General features: G+C 64.1%; 15 protein-coding genes. 6 read left to right on the forward strand and 9 right to left on the reverse strand.

The genetic code is table 11. The features are described 5' to 3' along the window. Positions 1 to 16: 16 nt before the first annotated feature. The 4 genes from NKH23_RS30985 (at position 17) to NKH23_RS31000 (ending at position 4,069) form a co-directional block, all read left to right on the forward strand. Positions 17 to 1,558 (forward strand): sugar ABC transporter ATP-binding protein, encoded by a 1,542-nt coding sequence (locus tag NKH23_RS30985; RefSeq protein ID WP_352564357.1) that lies wholly within the window; start codon positions 17 to 19, stop codon positions 1,556 to 1,558. Further along, on the forward strand, positions 1,555 to 2,535 hold the full coding sequence (locus NKH23_RS30990) for an ABC transporter permease (protein ID WP_352978830.1): 981 nt from the start codon (positions 1,555 to 1,557) through the stop codon (positions 2,533 to 2,535). The genes NKH23_RS30985 and NKH23_RS30990 overlap by 4 nt, the downstream gene beginning before the upstream one ends. Then, a complete protein-coding gene (locus NKH23_RS30995) occupies positions 2,532 to 3,518 on the forward strand; it encodes an ABC transporter permease (protein ID WP_352516747.1) in 987 nt (328 codons plus the stop codon). Before NKH23_RS30990 ends, NKH23_RS30995 begins: the two co-directional genes overlap by 4 nt. A 71-nt stretch (positions 3,519 to 3,589) precedes the next feature. Further along, a complete protein-coding gene (locus NKH23_RS31000) occupies positions 3,590 to 4,069 on the forward strand; it encodes a gluconokinase (RefSeq protein WP_352978863.1) in 480 nt (159 codons plus the stop codon). Here the strand turns inward: NKH23_RS31000 and NKH23_RS31005 are convergent. After that, complete coding sequence (locus NKH23_RS31005) at positions 4,066 to 4,515, reverse strand: RrF2 family transcriptional regulator (protein WP_006202816.1); 450 nt, start codon at positions 4,513 to 4,515, stop codon at positions 4,066 to 4,068. The genes NKH23_RS31000 and NKH23_RS31005 overlap by 4 nt on opposite strands. Before the next feature lie 250 nt (positions 4,516 to 4,765). After that, the gene (locus tag NKH23_RS31010) at positions 4,766 to 5,752 is read right to left on the reverse strand and encodes a sulfate ABC transporter substrate-binding protein (protein WP_352912708.1); all 987 of its coding nucleotides are present in this window, start codon (positions 5,750 to 5,752) and stop codon (positions 4,766 to 4,768) included. Between the two features lie 271 nt (positions 5,753 to 6,023). Here NKH23_RS31010 and NKH23_RS31015 point away from each other — a divergent pair, with 271 nt between their 5' ends. Further along, positions 6,024 to 6,305, forward strand: a complete 282-nt coding sequence (locus tag NKH23_RS31015) for a type II toxin-antitoxin system TacA family antitoxin (RefSeq protein ID WP_352465242.1) — start codon at positions 6,024 to 6,026, stop codon at positions 6,303 to 6,305. Then, positions 6,305 to 6,781, forward strand: coding sequence for a GNAT family N-acetyltransferase (locus NKH23_RS31020; protein ID WP_352978826.1), 477 nt, complete (start codon positions 6,305 to 6,307; stop codon positions 6,779 to 6,781). The genes NKH23_RS31015 and NKH23_RS31020 overlap by 1 nt, the downstream gene beginning before the upstream one ends. Before the next feature lie 59 nt (positions 6,782 to 6,840). Here NKH23_RS31020 and NKH23_RS31025 read toward each other — a convergent pair whose 3' ends face one another. The 7 genes from NKH23_RS31025 to NKH23_RS31055 form a co-directional block, all read right to left on the reverse strand. After that, on the reverse strand, positions 6,841 to 7,881 hold the full coding sequence (locus NKH23_RS31025) for a sulfate/molybdate ABC transporter ATP-binding protein (protein WP_352716926.1): 1,041 nt from the start codon (positions 7,879 to 7,881) through the stop codon (positions 6,841 to 6,843). A 73-nt stretch (positions 7,882 to 7,954) separates the two neighbouring features. Then, positions 7,955 to 8,839 (reverse strand): sulfate ABC transporter permease subunit CysW, encoded by an 885-nt coding sequence (gene cysW, locus NKH23_RS31030; protein ID WP_352716924.1) that lies wholly within the window; start codon positions 8,837 to 8,839, stop codon positions 7,955 to 7,957. Then, positions 8,832 to 9,683, reverse strand: a complete 852-nt coding sequence (gene cysT / locus NKH23_RS31035; protein ID WP_352665961.1) for a sulfate ABC transporter permease subunit CysT — start codon at positions 9,681 to 9,683, stop codon at positions 8,832 to 8,834. Before cysT ends, cysW begins: the two co-directional genes overlap by 8 nt. Before the next feature lie 18 nt (positions 9,684 to 9,701). Then, positions 9,702 to 10,730: a sulfate ABC transporter substrate-binding protein gene (locus NKH23_RS31040; protein ID WP_352716922.1), complete on the reverse strand. Its 1,029-nt coding sequence runs from the start codon at positions 10,728 to 10,730 to the stop codon at positions 9,702 to 9,704. A 219-nt stretch (positions 10,731 to 10,949) separates the two neighbouring features. Beyond that, the gene (locus NKH23_RS31045; RefSeq protein ID WP_352912712.1) at positions 10,950 to 11,681 is read right to left on the reverse strand and encodes a M15 family metallopeptidase; all 732 of its coding nucleotides are present in this window, start codon (positions 11,679 to 11,681) and stop codon (positions 10,950 to 10,952) included. 9 nt (positions 11,682 to 11,690) lie between these two features. Further along, positions 11,691 to 13,781, reverse strand: a complete 2,091-nt coding sequence (gene pbpC, locus NKH23_RS31050; RefSeq protein WP_353036309.1) for a penicillin-binding protein 1C — start codon at positions 13,779 to 13,781, stop codon at positions 11,691 to 11,693. A gap of 178 nt (positions 13,782 to 13,959) precedes the next feature. Further along, on the reverse strand, positions 13,960 to 19,440 hold the full coding sequence (locus NKH23_RS31055) for an alpha-2-macroglobulin family protein (protein WP_353026000.1): 5,481 nt from the start codon (positions 19,438 to 19,440) through the stop codon (positions 13,960 to 13,962). Positions 19,441 to 19,488: the final 48 nt, after the last annotated feature.

Consider the following 19,488-nt stretch of genomic DNA (forward strand, 5'->3'; position numbering starts at 1 on the left):
CGCCTGGGGAGGGCCGATGGACGGTGCGGTTCCGCTCTTCCGCATGGAAGGCATATCCAAGCGTTATGGCGGCGTGCGGGCGCTGGAGAAGGCCGAACTGTCGGTCACTCCAGGCAGCATCCACGCCATTCTCGGCGAGAACGGCGCCGGCAAATCGACGCTGATCAAGGTCATGGCGGGCGTCGTCGCGCCCGACGAGGGCCGCATGATGCTGGACGGAAACGAAGTGAGCTTCGCTTCGCCGGCCGCCGCCAACCAGGCCGGCATTGTCTGCATCTTCCAGGAACTGTCGCTCGTCCCCGAACTCAGCGTTGCCGACAACATCGTCATTTCCGATCCGCCGAAACGCTTCGGCATGATCGACCGCAAGGCGCAGCGCCGCATCGCCGAAGAGGCCCTTGCTCGCGCCGGCGCCTCCGATATCCATCCGCTGGCGCTGGTCAAGGATCTTCCTCTTTCGAGAAGGCAGATGGTCGAGATCGCCAAGGCACTGGCGCGCAAGCCACGCATCCTGATCCTCGACGAGGCGACCTCGGCGCTGACCGCGGCTGACGTCGCCAGAGTTTTCGCCGTGTTGAAGCGGCTGCGTTCGGAAGGGCTGGCGCTGCTCTACATATCGCACCGCATGAACGAGATCGCCGAACTGGCCGACCAGTGCACGGTGTTCCGCAATGGCCGCAATGTCGCCAGCTACGCGGCCGGCACCAAGAGTGACAACGAGGTCGTCGAACTGATGATCGGGCGCGAATACAGCCACATCTTTCCGCCCAAGCCCGCGCGGGCGGCTGCTGCAGCCACGCCGGTTCTCGAGGCGCGCAGCCTGTCCTGGACGGATCGGCTGCACGATGTCTCGCTGTCGGTCGGGGCGGGCGAGGTGGTCGGCCTCGGCGGCCTCGATGGCCAGGGCCAGCGCGAATTGCTGCTCGCCTTCTTCGGTGTGCTGCGCGGCCTGTCAGGCCAGATCCTGATCGACGGCAGACCGGTGGCGATCGCCAGCCCGGCCGCGGCGCGTGACGACCGGATCGGCATGGCGCTGATCCCGGAGGATCGTAAGACGGAAGGGTTGATGCTGCCGATGACGGTGCGCGAAAATCTCTCCTTCGCCGCCCTCGACCGGCTGTCCAGGGCCGGCATCATCGATCGCGCCGCCGAGCAGCGGCTGATCGACGACATGGTCGGTCTCCTGGCGATCAAGACGGCCGGCCTCGACATTCCGGTCGGCGCGCTATCCGGCGGCAACCAGCAGAAGGTCGTCATCGCCAAATGGCTGATGCGGCAGCCGCGCATCATCCTGCTCAACGATCCGACGCGCGGCATCGATGTCGGCACGAAGCAGGAGCTTTACCAGTTGATGCGCAAGCTTGCCGACCAGGGTGCGGCGATCCTGTTCTATTCGACCGACTATGACGAGCTGATCGGCTGCTGCGACCGGGTGCTGGTGCTCTATGACGGCGCGGTCAAGCGTGAACTGGTCGGCGCCGAAATCACCGAGCGGGCCTTGATCGCCAGCGCGCTCAACATTCACGAAGAGATGCCAAGGCAAGGAGCGGACGCGTGAAGGATTGGCGCTACTGGCTTGCCGAACAGCGCGGAACGCTCCTGGCGTTCGGCATCTTCATCGTCATGTTCGTCATCTACACCTCGAACCATCCAGCGGGCTTCACCGCCAATGTCGTACAGACGGCCTCGAACAAGGGCGTGCTGCTCGCCTTCGTCGCCATGGCGCAGACGCTGGTGGTGATCACCGCCGGCATCGATCTTTCGGTCGGCATGATCTTCACGCTGACCAACTGCCTGGCGTCGTGGCTGGTCGTCGGCACCGGCATCGAGACCGCCTTCGGCGTCATCGCCGTGCTCGGCACCGGGCTGCTGTGCGGGGCAATCAACGGCGCCATCGTCATCTATGGACGCCTGCAGCCGATCGTCGCCACCATCGCCACCGGCGCGGTCTATTTCGGCATCGCGCTGCTGCTGCGGCCGTTTCCGGGCGGCTCGGTCAATGAAGGGCTCGCCGATGCGCTGACCGGGCGCCTGTTTGGTATTGTGCCGGCGAGCCTGGTGACGCTGCTGGCGGTCGTGCTCGTGGTCTGGGTGCCGTTCAGCCGATCGGTGCTCGGCCGTGCCGCCTATGCAGCCGGGTCCTCGGAGATGGCGGCCTACATGTCCGGCGTGCCGATCCGGCGCGGAAAGTTCGTCGCCTATGCGCTTGCCGGGCTGCTTGCCGCGATCGGCGGACTGTTCCTGACGTTCTTCACCTATACGGGCGATGCGGCCTACGCCAGCGGCAACGCCTATACGCTGTTTTCGATTGCCGCCGTCGTGCTCGGCGGCGTGTCGCTGTTCGGCGGCAAGGGCAGCGCCATCGGCGCGATCTTCGGCGCGCTTGCTTTCCGCACCATCGGCGACCTGCTGTTCGTCTTCGATTTCGATCCGCTCTGGCAGCCCCTGTTCCAGGGCGTCATCCTGCTGATCGCGGTCAGCCTCGGCGCCTTCGCCCTGTTTCGGGTCCGCAACCGGCTGGAGTGGTTCCTGTGAGCGAAACGACTGTGAGCGGCCTCGCCGGCCGCATGCCGAAATTCCTCCGCCGCGCCGATCCGGCGGTGCTCACGGCGTTCGCCTGTATCGCGCTGCTGCTGTTCCTCGGCAGCCTCTATTCGCGCAGCTTCCTGTCGCCTGAATACTTGCTGCAGCAGCTCAAGGTGGCGTCGTTTCTCGGCGTCATCGCCACCGGCATGATGCTGGTCATCCTGCTCGGCCAGATCGACCTGTCGGTACCCTGGTCGGTGGCGGCCGGCGCGATGATGGCCTGCGCCGCGGCCGCTTATGGGCCGGTCGGTGTGGCGCTTGCCATTCCATTCGGCATCTTCTGCGGTGTTCTGATCGGCATCGTCAACGGCATCGGCGTCGCCTATCTGCGCATTCCCTCGATGATCATCACGCTTGCCACCAACGCCGTCGCGCAGGGGCTGATGGTGGTCTACACGGGCGGTTTCTCGCCGCAGGATTCGGCGACCGGTGCGATGCGCTATCTGGCGACGGGGTTTGCCGTTCCTGGCGTGCCGAACGCAGTTCTCATCTGGGCGCTGATCGGCGCCGCAATGGTGTTCGTGCTAACCCGCACCGGCTTCGGCCGCACCGTCTACGGCATCGGTAACCGAGAGCGTGCCGCCTATCTTTCCGGCATCGATACAAGGCGCGTAGTGATGATCGCCTTTGCGGTTTCGGGCGGGCTCTCGGCCTTCGGCGGCGTGCTGTTGGCCGGCTATGCCTCCAAGGCGGCACAATCGATGGGCGATGCCTATCTGCTGCCGTCGATCGCCGCCGTGGTGCTCGGCGGCACCTCGATCCTCGGCGGGCGCGGCTCCTATCTCGGCACCGTCGCCGGGGTAATCCTGATCACGCTTTTGCAATCCATTCTTTCCGTCATGCAGATGCCGGAGGCGGGACGGCAGATCATCTACGGCGTCGTTATCGTCGCCATGCTGCTGCTCTATGGCCGCGCGCCGGCAAGCCGCTGACCTGCATGACCGGGAAAGACGTGGCATATAAGCCGGCGAGCACTGGACGAGCGACACCCGCCATCGTGGTGATGGGCGTTGCCGGCTGCGGCAAGTCGGTCGTCGGCGAAGCGCTTGCAGCGGCACTAGGCGCCCTCTTTATCGAAGGCGACAGGCTGCATCCGCCCGAAAACGTCGCGCGCATGGCGAGCGGACAGCCGCTTACCGATGCGCTGCGCGAGGGCTGGCTCGACGCGATCGGCCAGCGCATGGCCGCGTCGGTCGCAAGCAGACAAGGTGTAGTCGCCGCCTGCTCGGCGCTGAAGCGCAGCTATCGCGATCGCCTGCGCGGCTTTTGCCCGGATATCGTTTTCGTCTATTTGGAGATCGACCCGGCAACGGCGATGCGGCGCGTCGGCAATCGCAAGGGTCATTTCATGCCGGCAAGCCTGGTCGACAGCCAGTTCGCCACGCTTGAGGCGCCAGCGGCGGACGAGGCGGCGATAACCTTGGATGGCACGCGTCCGGTCGCCGACACCGTCGCGACCGCCTTGAGCCTGCTCGCGCGCTAGATTTGCGACGTCAGTTCGACCGGGAAATCGTCATTGTCGGCGTCGCGCATGGCCGCGAGGCTGCGGTTGTCCAGCACCTCGGCGATCGCCTGACGGACCTCCAGCATCATATGCCGGACCTGGCAGGTCGCCTCGTCGCAATCCTCACAGCGCTGGTATTGCGTGCGGCTGGCGCAAGGGATCGGCGCCAGCGGCCCGTCGAGGACGCGCACGACATGGCCGATCTTGATCTCGGAAGCCGGCCGGGCGAGGCGGTAACCGCCTTCCTTGCCCTTGCGGCTCTGGACGAAGCCGGCGTTGCGCAACTCGCCCAGGATGGCATCCAGAAACTTCTTGGGGATGTTGTTGGCGACCGCAATGTCGTTGACGAATGCGAGCTGGCCGACTGGCAGGCCTGACAGATGCACGAGGGCCTTGAGGCCGTATTTGCCTTTTTTGGTAAGCATGCCCGAGTCAACCCATAAAGCCCCAACCACCCGCATCTGGCGGCTGTTTGTGTGCAAATAATGACGGTTTGGCCGCGCGATGCCGTTCGCGCAGACAGGCCGTCCGACGACATATTGCGCGCAAACGCGTTGATTCTTCGTAACGTTTTGGCGGGCGGGCGGTCGGAACGGGCGGAAGCTGCAATTTCGGCGGGCAAATGAAGAAAGCCGGCAAACGCCGGCTTTCAATCAGTTCGCGAGGTTGGCGACGTCAGCGACTGCCGTAAGTCTGGTCGAGCAGGCCGCCCGCTGCAAAATGCTCGGCCTGGACCTTGGCCCAGCCGCCGAAGACGTCCTCCACCGTCAGCAGGCGGACATCGGGAAACTCAGCCTTGTATTTGGCGGCGACCGCCGGGTCGCGGGCCCGCAGGCCGTTGCGGGCGGCGATGTCCTGGCCCTCCGGCGTATAGAGGAAGTCGAGATAGGTCTTGGCGAGATCGCGTGTGCCATGCTCGTCGGCGACCGTGTCGACGATCGCCACCGGAAATTCCGCCAACAGGCTGACCGAAGGCGTCACCTGCTCGAATTTGTCGTCGCCATATTCCTTGCGGACGCCGCGCGTTTCCGACTCGAAGGTGATCAACACGTCGCCGATCTCGCGCTGCACGAAAGTGGTGGTCGCAGCGCGTCCGCCGCTGTCGAAGACCGGCACGTTGTTAAACAGCTTTGTCACAAACTCCTTCACCTTGGCATCGTCGCCCTTGAAGGCTTCCTTGGCGTAGGCGGTGGCCGCGAGGTAGGTGTAGCGCGCATTGCCCGATGTTTTCGGATTGGGGAAGATCACCTGGACGTCGTCGCGCACGAGATCGTTCCAATCCTTGATGTGCTTCGGATTGCCGGCGCGCACCAGGAAGGACGGCAGCGAATAGAAGGGCGAGGCGTTGTCCGGAAAGTCCTTCTGCCAGTCGGCGGAGATGAGGCCCTTCTTGACCAGGAAGTCGATGTCGATGACCTGGTTGAACGTGACCACGTCGGCGCCGAGGCCTTCGGCAATGGCGCGTGCCTGCGCAGACGTCCCGGCATGCGACTGATCGATGGTGACGCCTGGGTGCGCGGCGACGAACGCCTTGTTGACCTGTGCAAACAGTTCGCGGCCGACATCGTAAGAAGCGTTCAGCAATTTGTCGGCCGACCAGGCTTGGGAGGATGCGAGGAACAGGCCGGCCAACGTGGCGACGCCAAGCAAAAATCGCTTCATAAAAACAGGGCTCCTTGAAACACCGTACATCGAATGGAATGCCGAAGAATAGTCGGGCAGTGCTCGACGCGACGAGGCATGCCGGTCGGATCTATGGCCTGGCTGCGAGAAAAGTATTGCTGAAATGGCCCATTACTGGAATTTTCTTCCAAGCGGCCGCATTTCGACGCGTTCTGCCGCCCCCGGTCGTTTCCACACTTCTCTGGTCAGGCTGCGAAATAGATACACATTGTGTATGCGAATGTGCTACAGGTAGGAGAGAGGAGCCCTCATGACAAAGACTACACCAGAGACCCATGCCAAGCCTGTCAATCTCCGCATCCGAGAGGATGTGCGTGTTCTGATTGATCGCGCCGCGAAAATGCGCGGGAAAACCCGTTCCGAGTTTATGATCGATGCCGCCTACCGCGCGGCCGAAGACACGCTGCTCGACCAAGCGCTGATCAAGGTCGATCCCGAGAGTTACCAGCATTACCTCGGCATTCTTGATGCGCCACCGAGTGGTGAAGGTTTTGCACGCCTGATGAATGCGCCCAAGCCCTGGCAGGACTGATGCTTTCGGCGCCCACGCCCCTTGCCGACAGCCACGATCTCGAACTTTTCCAATGCGGGACCGAGAACCTGGATCAATGGCTTCGTCGCAGGGCGCGGATCAACCAGATCAGCGGCGCCTCGCGTGCGTATGTCGTGACGGAAGGCGTGCGCGTTGTCGGCTACTACTGTCTCTCCTCGGGTGGGCTTGATCTTGCGGAAGCTCCAGGCGCCATTCGCCGCAATATGCCAGACCCTGTTCCGATGGTCGTACTCGGGCGTCTCGCCGTGGACGCAAGCTGGCAAGGGAAGGGACTAGGCTCAGCGCTGTTGCAAGACGCCGTTCTGCGCACCGGTCACGCCGCGACGATCCTCGGGATTCGCGGCATTTTTGTTCATGCCATATCGGCTGAAGCGAAAGCTTTCTATGAGCACTACGGCTTTTCGGCTTCCCCGAAGAATCCGATGACCCTGGTGCTTTCGCTAAAGGCGCGTTGAAGGCAATGTCGCTCTGCATGAAAGCGCGACCGCAGTACGGATCCACAATTGCCTTGTAGCTAAGCAGCCGGAAAAAGCTTCCAGCGCCGCGGCCGAAAAGCCACTCGACTTTTCTGCGCCGCCGGATGGTCGACGGGCAATTCGATCTCGACCCGCTGTCGTTCGCCGCCGATTTCGAGCTCGACCCGCCTGGTGCCGGCGACGCGGCGGCTGGCGGCGACCGTGCCGGCGATGCAGCCGTTGCATTCTTCCACAAGATCGACGTCGTGTGGGCGGAAGAACAGCGTCGCTTCGCCTTGCGGTGCGTGTGGCGCGGAAAGCCCGATCGGCCGGTCGGCGATCCAGACCTGGCCGTCCTCGACCTTGACCGGAAGCGAGCTCGATTCGCCGATGAAGCCGTAGACGAAGGGCGAGTTCGGCGTGTCGTAGATTTCGTCGGCGGTGCCGACCTGCTCGATGCGGCCCTGGCTCATCACCACGACGCGGTCGGCAAGCTCCAGCGCCTCTTCCTGGTCATGGGTGACGAAGACCGTGGTATGGCCGGTGGCGTCGTGGATGTCACGCAGCCAGCGGCGCAGCTCGCGGCGCACCTGCGCGTCGAGCGCGCCGAACGGCTCGTCGAGCAAAAGCACGGCTGGCTCGATCGCCATGGCGCGGGCTAGCGCCACGCGCTGGCGCTGGCCGCCCGAAAGTTGCGCCGGATAGCGTTTTTCCAGACCGGAAAGCTGAACGAGGTTGAGGAGTTCCGAGGCGCGGCGGCGGATTTCCTTCGCCGACGGGCGTGACGGCCCGTGCCGGACCTTGAGTCCGAAGCCGATATTGTCGGCGACCGTCATATGGCGAAACAGCGCGTAGTGCTGGAAGACGAAGCCGACATTGCGCTCCTGGATCGACTTTTGCGAAGCATCCTCTTCGCCGAAGAAGATCTTTCCGCGGGTCGGCCGCTCCAACCCGGCAATCAGCCTGAGCAGCGTCGTCTTGCCGGAACCGGATGGCCCCAGCAACGCGATCAACTCACCGGACCTGATGTCAAGCGAAACGTCGTGGAGGGCCGGAAACCGCTCAAACTCCTTGCGCACGTTGGCAACGCGAACTTCCATGCAAATCCCTTTTGTGGTTGATGCATGTCGTTATCCCAAAACCGGTTCCCACTTTTGGGCGACATGCATTTTGTCAGTGTCCGCGCGTCGCGGCGATCTCGGCGCCGTAGCGCATCTCGAGAAGTGTTTTCAAGACCAGCGTGACGAGCGCCAGGCCGGCAAGCAGCGAAGCGACGGCAAAGGCGGCGGCGGCATTGTACTCGTTATAAAGGATTTCGACATGCAGTGGCATGGTGTTCGTCAGCCCGCGTATGTGGCCCGACACCACCGAGACCGCGCCGAACTCGCCCATCGCGCGGGCATTGCACAACAGCACGCCGTAGAGCAATCCCCATTTGACGTTGGGCAACGTCACGTACCAGAACGCCTGCCAGCCATTGGCCCCGAGCGACAGGGCTGCCTCCTCGTCGCCATTGCCCTGTTCCTGCATCAGCGGGATCAATTCGCGGGCGACGAAGGGGAAGGTGACGAAGATCGTGGCCAGCACGATGCCCGGCACGGCAAACAGGATGACAATGCCATGCGCCTTGAGCCAGGCGCCGAGCAGGCCTTGCGCCCCGAACAGAAGCACATAGACCAGGCCGGAAATGACCGGCGAGACCGAAAACGGCAGGTCGATCAGTGTGGTCAGAAACGCCTTGCCCTTGAACTCGAACTTGGCGATCGCCCAGGCGGCGGAAATACCGAAGACGATGTTGAGCGGCACCGAGATCGCCGCGACCAGAAGCGTCAGGCGGATCGCCGAGCGCGTGTCCGGTTCGCCCAGCGCCTGTGTGTAAGCCTCGATACCTTTGGCGAAAGCTTCCTTGAAGACGATGATCAGCGGCAGGAGCAGGAAAATGCCGAGGAAGGCAAAGGTCACGATCATCAGCACGGTTCTCGCCGTGGGGCTTTCAGTCACCGCCGGCGACTGGCTCTCGTGGTGCGGCGCGTAGGATTTGATCTCCGGGTCAGCCATAGCGCTTGCGGCTCCAGGTCTGCACCAGGTTGATGACCAGCAGCATGACGAAGGACAGCGCCAGCATGATCGCCGCGATCGCGGTCGCCGCCGCGTAATTATATTCCTCCAGCCGGATGACGATCAGAAGTGGTGCGATCTCGGATTTGAAGGGCAGGTTGCCGGCGATAAAGATGACGGAACCGTACTCGCCGACACCGCGCGCGAAGGCCAGCGCGAAACCGGTGACGATGGCAGGCGCCAGTCCGGGTAGCAGAACGCGGCTGATGATCTGGAAGCGATTGGCGCCGAGCGTGGCGGCCACTTCCTCTACCTCCTTGTCGATCTCCTCCATGATCGGCTGCACGGTGCGTACGACGAAGGGCAGGCCGATGAAGACCAGCGCGATGACGATGCCGAGCGGCGTGTAGGCGACCTTGATGCCGAGCGGCGTCAGCAGGCTTCCGATCCAGCCGTTCGGTGCGTAAAGCGTTGTCAGCGCGATGCCGGCGACCGCCGTCGGCAGCGCGAAGGGCAGGTCGACCATGGCATCGACGATGCGGCGGCCGGGAAAGCTGTAGCGCACCAGCACCCAGGCCACGATCGTGCCGAAGACGACGTTGACGGCGGCGGCAATGAAGGCGGTGCCGAAGCTTATTTCAAGCGCGTTGATGGTGCGGCGATCGGTGACGATCGCCCAGAAGTCGGTCCAGCCGAGCGCCGCCGAGCGCCAGATCAGCCCGGACAGGGGAATGAGGATGATGAGGGTGAGGTAGGCAAGCGAGAAGCCGAGCGTCAATCCGAAACCCGGAATGACGCTCGGCTGCCTGAATCGCCACCCCGCCTTGGCGGGTGCTGTGGTCATGTCGTCCTGATCTAAATGCTACTGGGCCGGCTTGTAGATCTGGTCGAATATACCACCATCGCCGAAATGATAAGGCTGTGCCTTCTTCCAGCCGCCAAAAAGCGGGTCGTCGATGGTGATCAGCTTGATCTCAGGCAGCTTGGCCAGGTCCTCCGCCGGTACCAGGTCGGGCTTCGAAGGGCGATAATGGTTCTTGGCGATGATCGTCTGGCCTTCCTTGGAATAGAGATAGCTCAGATAGGCTTCGGCAACTTTCCGCGTGCCTTTGGCGTCGACATTGGCGTCGACCACGGCGACCGGCGGCTCGGCCAGGATCGAGGTCGGCGGGTAGACGATATCGAAATTGTCGGCGCCGAACTCGTCGAGCGCCAGATAGGCCTCGTTTTCCCAGGCGAGCAGCACGTCGCCCAGCCCTTTTTGCGCGAATGTCACGGTGGCGCCGCGCGCACCCGTGTCGAGAACCGGGACATGCGCGTAGAGATTGCCGACGAATTCCTTGGTCTTGGCCTCGTCGCCGCCATCCTTGGCGCTGGCGTAGGCCCAGGCGGCGAGATAGTTCCAGCGCGCGCCACCGGAGGTCTTGGGATTCGGCGTGATCACCTGGACGTCGTCCTTGACCAGATCGCCCCAGTCATGGATGCCCTTGGGGTTTCCCTTGCGGACGAGGAAGATGATGGTCGAGGTGTAGGGCGCCGAATTGTTTTCGAATTTCGTCCGCCAGTCGGGATTGATCCTCTTCGCTTTCGAGACAATGGCGTTGATATCGCCTTCGAGCGCCAGCGTCACCACGTCGGCATCGAGCCCGTCGATCACGGCGCGCGCCTGCGCGCCGGATCCGCCATGCGACTGCTGGACGGTGACCGTCTCGCCTGTCTCGGCCTTCCAGTGGGCAATGAAGGCCTCGTCGAATTGCTTGTAGAGCTCTCGCGTCGGATCATAGGACACGTTGAGAATGGTGGTGTCGGCAAACGCGAAACCGAGCGTGCCGAACTGGACAGACGTGGCGACCAGTGCGCCGAGCAGTTTCCTGAAATGAGGTTTGGTCATTTCCGCCTCCGTTGAACTCGCGCCAAATCTACCGAATTGATAGAATTTAGATGCATTCAATGTTGCCTTTTTTGGCCTATTGAAGCAATTTTTCGCCTACTTTCGGCGATGCGAGAAACTATTTTCCCCGCATGGACCATGATCGCGCTCCCGACGCGATTATCTAGAGACGGCTAGCTCTTCGGCAATGGCTGCGTCGCGTCCGAAGGTTTCGGCCGGCTATTCGGCGGTAACGGGAAAGTTGAAGCGCTCTCTTGGAAACGGCTCGTTTTCCAGCGTGAAGTGCCACCATTCGCGGGCGTAATTCTTGAAGCCGCCGGCGCGCATCGCCTCGACAAGTTTTTTGCGGTTTGCCGCCGCTTCACTGGCGAGCGGCCTATGAGCCGTTTCGCTCGCCGGATCGAAACAGTCGAAACCGGTGCCGAAGTCGAGCGTGTCGGCATTCGTCGCGCCGCAGGCCGGTTTCGGAGCGCTCTTGCGGTCGGCTCGCGCGATCGCGACATCAACCGTCGATCCGCGCGAATGGGTGGACAGTTCGCCGATATAACCCTTGGCGATGAGATCCTTGCGCTTGACCTTTGGGTACCATTGCGGGTCCGGTGGTCCGCCCGTTTTTGTCCATTCACCCATGTCGGAGACAGCCCGCGCAGGGCGATAGCAGTCGAACACGACCAACGTCAGCCCTTCGGCAGCAATCGCTTTCTGCACTCCCGAAAGCGCTTGCGCCGCTTGCCTGGTGAGGACACATGCCGGCGCATCGTAGCCGCTTACCTTGCGATGCAGGAAATTTTCGAGGCCGGCATAGCGGATATCCTGCCGGATACTGGGATCGATGTCGGCCAGCCGAACAAAGCCGGCGGGGAGGGTGTCAGCAGAGGCCGAGGAAATACCGGCGGCCGAAAGCAAGACGTAAAACCCAATCCCCTGAATCACCTGCCAGAATCTATTCAAGGGAAACTTTCACTCGACGAAAACCTTCACACTGGCCGCGCGTCCCGCCGCGTCGATCACGGTCAGGGTCGAATAGCCGGCGCCGTCCGGCTGCCAGGTCGCGGTGCGCCGCCTGTCAATGCCGACCAGCGGCTTGCCGTTGGCCAGCCAGCGGAATGGTGCGCGGCCGCCCTGCAGCTTGAGCACCAGCGGCGAGGCATCGGCCGAGGAAGTGCCGAGATCGACGCGGGCGCCGTCGGGCGGAAAGATGATGGTTGGCGCAGGTTCGGTCGGCGTCGCCTGCACCAGCCCATCGGTGCCGGCGCCGAAGCGCGTCAGCGTCACCGGTAGCTCCTCGCGCTTTGGCCGCCGGACACCGGCCGGCTGGCTTGGCAGCGGCACTGCGGCCAAACCGGAACGGACAAAGCCTTCGAACAGGATGGGCGCGGCCGAGACGTAGCCGGACAGGCCAGGCACCGCGCCGGCATCCGGGCGGCCGACCCAGACGCCGAGCACGTAGCGGCCGTCGAAGCCGACCGACCAGGCGTCGCGATAGCCGTAGGAGGTGCCGGTCTTGTAGGCGATGCCGCGTTGGGCGGCACCCTGGGGCGGCTTGACGCCTGACAGGATGTCGGTGATCTGCCAATTCGCCTGCCCGTCGAGGATGGTGGTGGTCGAGCGTTCGGCGTTCGCCGGCTCGGTGCCGTCATGCAGCGTGTGTGCCTTGCCGCCATTGGCAAGGCCGGCATACAGTTGAACCAGGTCGCGCAGGGTCACCCCGACGCCGCCGAGGCCGATCGCCAGGCCGGGCGCTTCGTTGATGGGCAAGATAGGGGTCACATCGGCCTGGCGAAAGCGCGCCATCAGCCGGGCCGGGCCAACCGCGTCGAGCACGCGGATCGCCGGGACGTTGAGCGACAATTGCAACGCCTGCCTGATGCTGACATCGCCCTGATAGCCCATGTCGAAGTTTTTCGGCCGATACCCGGAGAAATCGGCGGGGCTGTCCTCGATCAGCGTCTCCTGCGCCACCAGGCCTTGTTCGAAGGCGAGGCCGTAGATGAACGGCTTCAGCGTCGAGCCAGGCGAGCGAACGACCTTGGTCATGTCGATCCAGCCCGAACGGCTGGCATCGAAGAAATCGGCAGAGCCGACCTCACCAAGGATATCGCCGGTACGGGCATCGGCCAGTACCATGGCCACCGAGAGGCGAGGGCCGAGCCTGGCGGCGGCGTCCTTGGCCACCTGCTCCAGCCCTTCCTGGACACTCTTGCGGATCGTCAGTTGCAGCTTCTGGCCGGGGATGGCCTTGGACAGCATTGCATAGGCCGCATGGGCGGCGAGTGCCGGCAAGGTGCGCCGCAGCCCCGACACATCGTCGAGCGCCGCTCGCGCGGCCTCGCGTTCGCCGAGCAGGCCTGCCGAGACCATGCGGGTCAGCACGCGGTCGCGGGCCGCATGGGCGACGTCGAGGTTGCGGTCAGGGCGCCGCTTTTCCGGCAATTGCGGCAAAGCGACGAGCAGGGCCGCCTCCGAGACCGTCAGCCGTTTCGGCTCCTTGCCGAAATAGGCAAGCGAAGCGGCGCGCACACCTTCGAGATTGCCGCCATAGGGCGCCAGCGTCAGATAGCGTTCGAGGATCTCGCGCTTGGAAAGCCGCCGTTCGATCTGGACGGCGCGCAGCATCTGCTTGATCTTCGAGCCGAGGCTGCGGCTGTCGCGCGGTTCGATCAGCCGGGCGAGCTGCATCGATAGCGTCGAACCGCCGGAGACGATATGGCCGCTGGTCGCGAACTGGCCGGCGGCACGCGCCAGTGCCAGCACGTCGACGCCTTGATGATCCCAGAAGCGCTTGTCCTCATAAGTGACCAGCATGTCGACGAACTGCTTGTCGACCTGGTCCAGGCTGGTAGCGAGCCGCCAATAGCCATCCGGCGTAGCGAAGGCGCGCAGCAGCTGGCCGTCTCGGTCATGCACCTCGGTCGAGACCGTCAGCGCAGCTGGCAGCGGCGGCGGAAAAGCGCGGTCGAGCTGCCAGAGGGCGGCGGCGGTGATTGCAGCGAGACCGGCGAAGGAAATGCCCGTGATGGCCGCTCGGCGCAGGAATTTTCTGGAGAGCATGGCGCCGCCCCTCATCCGCCTGCCGGCACCTTCTCCCCGTGAAGGACGGGGAGAAGGGGCTTGTCCGCAACGCTGGCGACCCCCTCTCCCCGTCCTTCACGGGGAGAGGGTAAGGGTGAGGGGCGGCGCTGCATCACGTCGTTAGCTACAACCAACCAGTTTGCGTCCCTCTCCATCGTTACGGCGCCTTGACCTCCATCATGCCGGTGGCGGTGCGGGCCGAATATTGCGGCCGGTACATGTCCTCGATCGTTGCTGCCGGGTGGGCGTAGGTGCCCGGCGTCACTGCGCGCACGACGTAGGCGAGCGTGATATTGCGGTCGCCGTCGCCGTCGTTCGGATTGAACGCCGCGACGAAACGGTCGTCGCGGAATTCGAGATGGGCGGCATCGGTCTGCGCCAGCCAGGAGAAGTTCGTCAATTGGGCGCTGGAGACCAGGCCCGGATTGTCGATCTCGAAGCCGGCCGGCAACAGGTCGGTGATCAGCAGCCGCGAAGGCCAAGTGTTCTGCTCGTAAACCTTGAGCACGACGACATAGCGTTCGTTCTGCTTGACCTCCGTCACGTTGGCCCCTGTGCCGTCGAGCTTGTAGTAGGTACGGCCGATGGTAAAGCCGTTGCCGCCGGCCGGCAGAGGCTGGATCGGCGAGGCCACAGTGGTGACGACCGCCTGCAGCGGATTTCTGCCGGTATTAACGATGGTCAGCGGACTGTCGGCCAGGTCGCTGCCGGCGATCTGGTCCGAATAACCGCCGGCGTGCGGTGCGCCGTTGACGGTCAGCGCGATCGATTCATTGCCGGCCTTCAGCGCGCGGGCCGCCAGCAGCATCCAGGACTCGTCCTGCGTGCTGGTCCACCTGGCGTCGGCGCGTTCCCTGGTCACCAGTTGGATCAGCGCCGGCACAATGGTCGGCACCGGCTTGCTTTCCGCGGCAAGCGCCAGGATCGCCGCGCCGTCACGCAGTGGCGAGCCATAGTCGGACCGGTAATAGTCATATTCGGGCGTCGACTTGGCCAGTTGCAGCGCGGCCTGGAAGGTTGCCTCCGAGCGCTGCGTGTCACCGTAGAGCGCGAGAGACGCCGCCAATTGGGCGACGGCCATCGGGCTGGTAAAGGCTTCGAGCTGGGTGTCGGCATAATAACGCAGATCGCCGACCGAAGCCTTCTTGTTGCGGGCAAGCACATAGAGCGCATAGGCGATCTCGCTGCCGCGATCCTGGACGTCCTGATCGTAGCCGATCGCGTTCTGCAGATTACTCAGCGCCTGGTTCATTGCCAGGGCCGGTACGTCGTACTTCTGCTCGCGCGCCCGGGTCAGGAAATCGGTGACATAGGCGTCGAGCCACAGATCGCCGGAACCCGGACCCCATAGGCCGAAGCTGCCGGCCGAGGCCTGGTAGCTCAGCACCTTGTAGATGGCGTCCTGGACGCGGCCATGCAGATCGGGGTCGCTGGCCATGCCGATACCGGAAGCCATCTCGTTGACGTAGAGAAGCGGCATGGCGCGGCTGGTGGTCTGTTCGGCGCAACCATAAGGATAGCGGTCGAGCGTCATCAGCAGTGACGGCACATCGAAGGCAGCCGCCTGCGAAACGCCGACGCTGACCGAAGCGCCATCGAGCAGGCTTGCCGCCAGCAGTTCCTTGTCGACGCGCAGCGCGCCGCCATTGCCCTTGAGGTCGACGACCATGCGGGTGGTCACCGGCAGTTGCGCCGGGCGCACCGGAACATAGAGCGTCTGCTCGACGGCGGTGCCGTCGGCATGCGCAAGCTTGACGGTGATTGAGGCGTTGCCCGCGGTCTGCGCAATCAACGGCACGGTCAGTGTCTGCCGCTTGCCTTTGGCCAGCGTCAGCTTTTCAGGCAAGGCGGCACTGCCGGTAGACAGGTCGCCCGTCGTGTCGATGGTCAGCTTGTAGTCGCCAGCGGGGCCGTCGGTGTCGGCGACGTCGAGCCGCATGACGGCGGAATCGCCGGGCGCCAGGAAGCGCGGCAGGCCGGCGGTGATCACCACCGGATCGCGCACGATGACATCGGACTGGGCATGGCCGACCGCCTCCTTGGTCCAGGCGACGGCCATGACGCGCACGGTGCCGTTGAACTGCGGAATGTCGAAGTCGATCCGCGCCTTGCCGTCGGCATCGAGCTGAACCGGGCCGGAGAAGAAGGCGACCAGCTTTTCGGTCGGCGGACTGCCTTGGGACTGCATGTTGGCGCCGTCGCCGCCGGTGCGCAGCTTGCCGGTCGTGCCCAGCGAGCCGTCGATCAGCCGGCCATAGATGTCGCGAACCTCAAGACCGAGCATGCGCTGCCCGAAGAACCAGTTCTCCGGATCCGGTACCTTGTAGTTGGTCAGGTTGAGGATGCCGACGTCGACGGCCGCGACCATGACATAGGCGTTGGTGCCGGGCTGCACGCCGGCGACGGCGACCGGGATCGACAGCTGCTGGCGCGGCATGGTCTTGTCCGGCGGCGCCAAGGTGACGGCAAGCTTACGCGAGCCGGGATCGAGCTTCAGCCATTTGACGCCGATGGCGCGGGCCGGCATGCGTGTCTCTTGCGCATCGCCCGGCCTGAACAGCGTTGCCGTGACGTAGGCGCCGGCGCCCCAGTCGTCGCCGACCGGGATGTCGACGGTGCTGCCGCCTGCCGGCACGCTGGCGGTTACGGTCTTCAGGAGCTTGTCGGCGCCGATGGTGACGAGCAGCTCGCCGGCAAAGTGCGGCGACACTTTGAGCTTGGCCACTTCACCCGCCGCATAGGTATCCTTGTCGAGGGCGATCTCGAGCCCGTCGGGCGTTTCGGTGGTGGTGGAACTGACATACCAGCCGGCGTCGAACTCGTAGCTCGTGGCCGGGCCTTCCGGATCGGCTGTCTCGATCTCGAGCCGGTAGCGGCCCCAGTCGACCGGCAGCGACATGGTAGCCTCGCCATCGGCGCTCAGGTCGACCTGGTCGTTGGCCACCGCCTTGGTGAAGGTGACCGGCTCATAGTTCCAGGAGTTGCTCGAGCGGTACCACTGGTAGCTGCGCTCGACCTTGACCAGCGACCACTGCGCGCCCTTCAGCGCCTCACGCTTGCCGTCTGGGTCGACGGCGATCAGGCTGAACTTGGCCGTGCCGCCCTGCGGCACCTCGTCGTCGTCGAAATCCGGGCGGATGCCGATCATGTGGCCCTGCGGGCGGATGCCGATGTTCAGCGAGCGCTCGATCGCACGGCCGCCGGTTTCGCGCATCCTGACCGTGACCTTTGCATCGACCAGCTTGGTGGTCGACGGCAATTGATCGACGGAAACCGGGAAGGTCGCCTTGCCGTCCTCGCCGACCACCGGCAGGCCGGTGAAGGGCGTCACCGTCGGTTCTGCCGACTGTTCGTCAGCCAGACCGAAGGAATAGCCCTTGAAGCGGTCCCAGTCGCGGCCGGTCGACAGCGTCAATTCGCCTTCGAGCGCCAGGCCCGCGGCCGGCGCGCCATAGAGAAAGCGGCCGTCGACGGTAATGTTGGCGGTCTCGCCCTGGGCGATCTCCTGCTTGTCGGAGGACAGGTCGAACTCGATGCGATCCGGTACGAAGTCCTCGACCAGGAACATCTGGCTGGCGACCGCCGCCTGCTTGGGATCGGTATGGATCGCCACCGTCCAGGTGCCGCGCATGGCGTTGGGTTCCAGCGGCAGGTCGACCGCGTGACCGCCGGCCGATGCGCCGTCGCTGACGATGCGGCGGTCCTCGACGCCGTCGGGCCGCGAGAAGATGAAGGTCAGCGGCAGGTTCTCGACCGCCTTGGCGGCACTGTCGCGGGCAAGAGCCGCGACATGGACGTCCTCGCCGGCGCGGTAGATGCCGCGCTCGGTCCAGGCATAGACGTCGAGCGCGCCAGGCGCCGGCCGTCCGGCGACGCCACGGTCGGACAGGTCGAAGCCGGCGCGGCCCATATCGAGGAAGACGAAATCGTCGCCGCCCTGTTTGGCCATCAGCACGGCCGGCGCCATGCCGCTGTCGCCGCGCGTCAGGCCGGGATTAAACACCGCCCGCCCTTCCGCGTCGGTAGTCGCGGTGCCAAGGACTTCGTTGTTCCTGGCCAGCAGCGTCAGCTCGGCGCCGGCAATCGGCTTGGCGGTTGCGAGCGAACGCGCAAAGACGTTCAGCCCATCCTGTCCGGTATAGGTCGACAGGCCGATATCGGAGACGACGAACCACTGCGTGGCGTGCGAATCATAGTCGTCGCTGCGATCGTTGACGGCTTGTGCGGTCAGCACATAGACGCCGGGCTTGCGCTTCGGCAACGCCTCGTCGATGGGGAAGGAGGTGGTGACTTCCTTGTTGAGGTCGTTGGCGATTTCGAGCTGGCCTTGCCAGACCGGCTCGCCCATCTGTTCGGAGATGTTCGAAATGTCGTAGCCGTCAAGTTGGCGCAGGAACTGATATCCCGACAGAAGCTGGGCCAGCGAGCGGTCGCCGATGCGGAAGAGCTTCATTTCGGCGGCATTCATGTTGACGGTGACGACCGGTATGCCGCGGCGTGCGCCGGCGGGCAGCACGAAGCTGTCGCCGGTGAAGCGAGCCGAAGGCGCGCGGTCCTGCACATAGATCGACAAAACCACCGGTGCCGCGGTGACCTCGCCAATGGCGGCCGGCAGGCCGGCGCGGAAGGTCACGTCATAATGTTGGCCGTGCTCGAGCCCTTCGACGCAGATCTGCTTGTCCTTGGCTTCGACGCCCTTGGGAGCGGCGTTGTCGACGGTAACGAATTGCGAGTAGTCGACGCCGGTCTTGACCAGCTCCTCGGAGAACTGCGCGCAGATGCGTGGCGCGCTGGTGTCGGCATCGACGGTATGATCGATGACGCGGAAGCCCTTGCGGGCCTTGAGATCCTGATAGGCGGCCCTGACTGCCGGCGAATTGACCAAAGCGAGGCTCGCCTCGTAGGCCTGCAGGGCCGGCCTGTAGAGATCGCGGCGATCAAGGCCGTCCCCGAGCAGCGCCAGCACGTCGGCGCGCGTCTTGGTGGTACGCAGCAATTTGTAGGCGTTGAAGGCGGCGGAAGTGGCGTTCGCCGGCAGCGTCGACGGCTCCGAACTGTTGGCGGTCGGATGGACGGCAAGCGTTTCGCGCGCCAGCTCGAGCCAGAGCTGGCCATCATCAGGTAACACCGAAACCGCCGCCTCGTATTTGTGCATGGCCGAGCGATGATCGCCCGTCAGCGCCGACTGTTCGGCGGCCGCCCTCAGCGCCGTCAGCCCCTCGGTCGGCTTGGTGTAGGTCGGGCCAGTGAGCTTGTTGCGGTATTGCTGGGCCTGGTCGGCCATCCAGTTGGGGAAGAAGGCGAGCTCGGGTGGCGCGCCGATGTCGGGATCGCCATCGATGTTGACGACCTTGCCGGCGACGGCGCCGCCGAAGGGTTTCAATGAATTGTAATCGGATTTAAGGAAGCACCATTTGGCCTTGAGGTTGTAGGTGAAGGCGCGGCAGGCCGGGTCGCCGAGGCAGGTGGTCTTGCACTGGTCGAGGCTGACATTCTGGTCGGATCTGAGATCGAAACCAAAATAGTCGGAATTGTCCGATGTCACCACCCGCCGGGCTTCGGCCGCTTGCGCGACCCCGCTCCAGGCGAAAAACAGAAGGAAAAGAATCGATAGACCACGAGCCGCGCGCATTGCCATAAACCCCTCCAGACAAGTGCTTACGTCCAGAAATGTTCAAGCTTCAAT

The organism is Mesorhizobium sp. M1328 (assembly GCF_040318075.1).
In the GTDB taxonomy this organism is placed as follows: domain Bacteria; phylum Pseudomonadota; class Alphaproteobacteria; order Rhizobiales; family Rhizobiaceae; genus Mesorhizobium.

Excerpts from the sequence above, each read along its gene's own strand:
- NKH23_RS31000 (WP_352978863.1), top strand. The coding sequence starts at position 3,590 with ATGGGCGTTGCCGGCTGCGGCAAGTCGGTCGTCGGCGAAGCGCTTGCA.
- NKH23_RS31025 (WP_352716926.1), bottom strand. The coding sequence starts at position 7,881 with ATGGAAGTTCGCGTTGCCAACGTGCGCAAGGAGTTTGAGCGGTTTCCG.
- pbpC (WP_353036309.1), bottom strand. The coding sequence starts at position 13,781 with ATGCTCTCCAGAAAATTCCTGCGCCGAGCGGCCATCACGGGCATTTCC.
- NKH23_RS31015 (WP_352465242.1), top strand. The coding sequence starts at position 6,024 with ATGACAAAGACTACACCAGAGACCCATGCCAAGCCTGTCAATCTCCGC.
- NKH23_RS31040 (WP_352716922.1), bottom strand. The coding sequence starts at position 10,730 with ATGACCAAACCTCATTTCAGGAAACTGCTCGGCGCACTGGTCGCCACG.
- NKH23_RS31055 (WP_353026000.1), bottom strand. The coding sequence starts at position 19,440 with ATGGCAATGCGCGCGGCTCGTGGTCTATCGATTCTTTTCCTTCTGTTT.
- NKH23_RS31020 (WP_352978826.1), top strand. The coding sequence starts at position 6,305 with ATGCTTTCGGCGCCCACGCCCCTTGCCGACAGCCACGATCTCGAACTT.
- NKH23_RS30985 (WP_352564357.1), top strand. The coding sequence starts at position 17 with ATGGACGGTGCGGTTCCGCTCTTCCGCATGGAAGGCATATCCAAGCGT.
- NKH23_RS31005 (WP_006202816.1), bottom strand. The coding sequence starts at position 4,515 with ATGCTTACCAAAAAAGGCAAATACGGCCTCAAGGCCCTCGTGCATCTG.
- cysT (WP_352665961.1), bottom strand. The coding sequence starts at position 9,683 with ATGACCACAGCACCCGCCAAGGCGGGGTGGCGATTCAGGCAGCCGAGC.
- NKH23_RS31010 (WP_352912708.1), bottom strand. The coding sequence starts at position 5,752 with ATGAAGCGATTTTTGCTTGGCGTCGCCACGTTGGCCGGCCTGTTCCTC.
- cysW (WP_352716924.1), bottom strand. The coding sequence starts at position 8,839 with ATGGCTGACCCGGAGATCAAATCCTACGCGCCGCACCACGAGAGCCAG.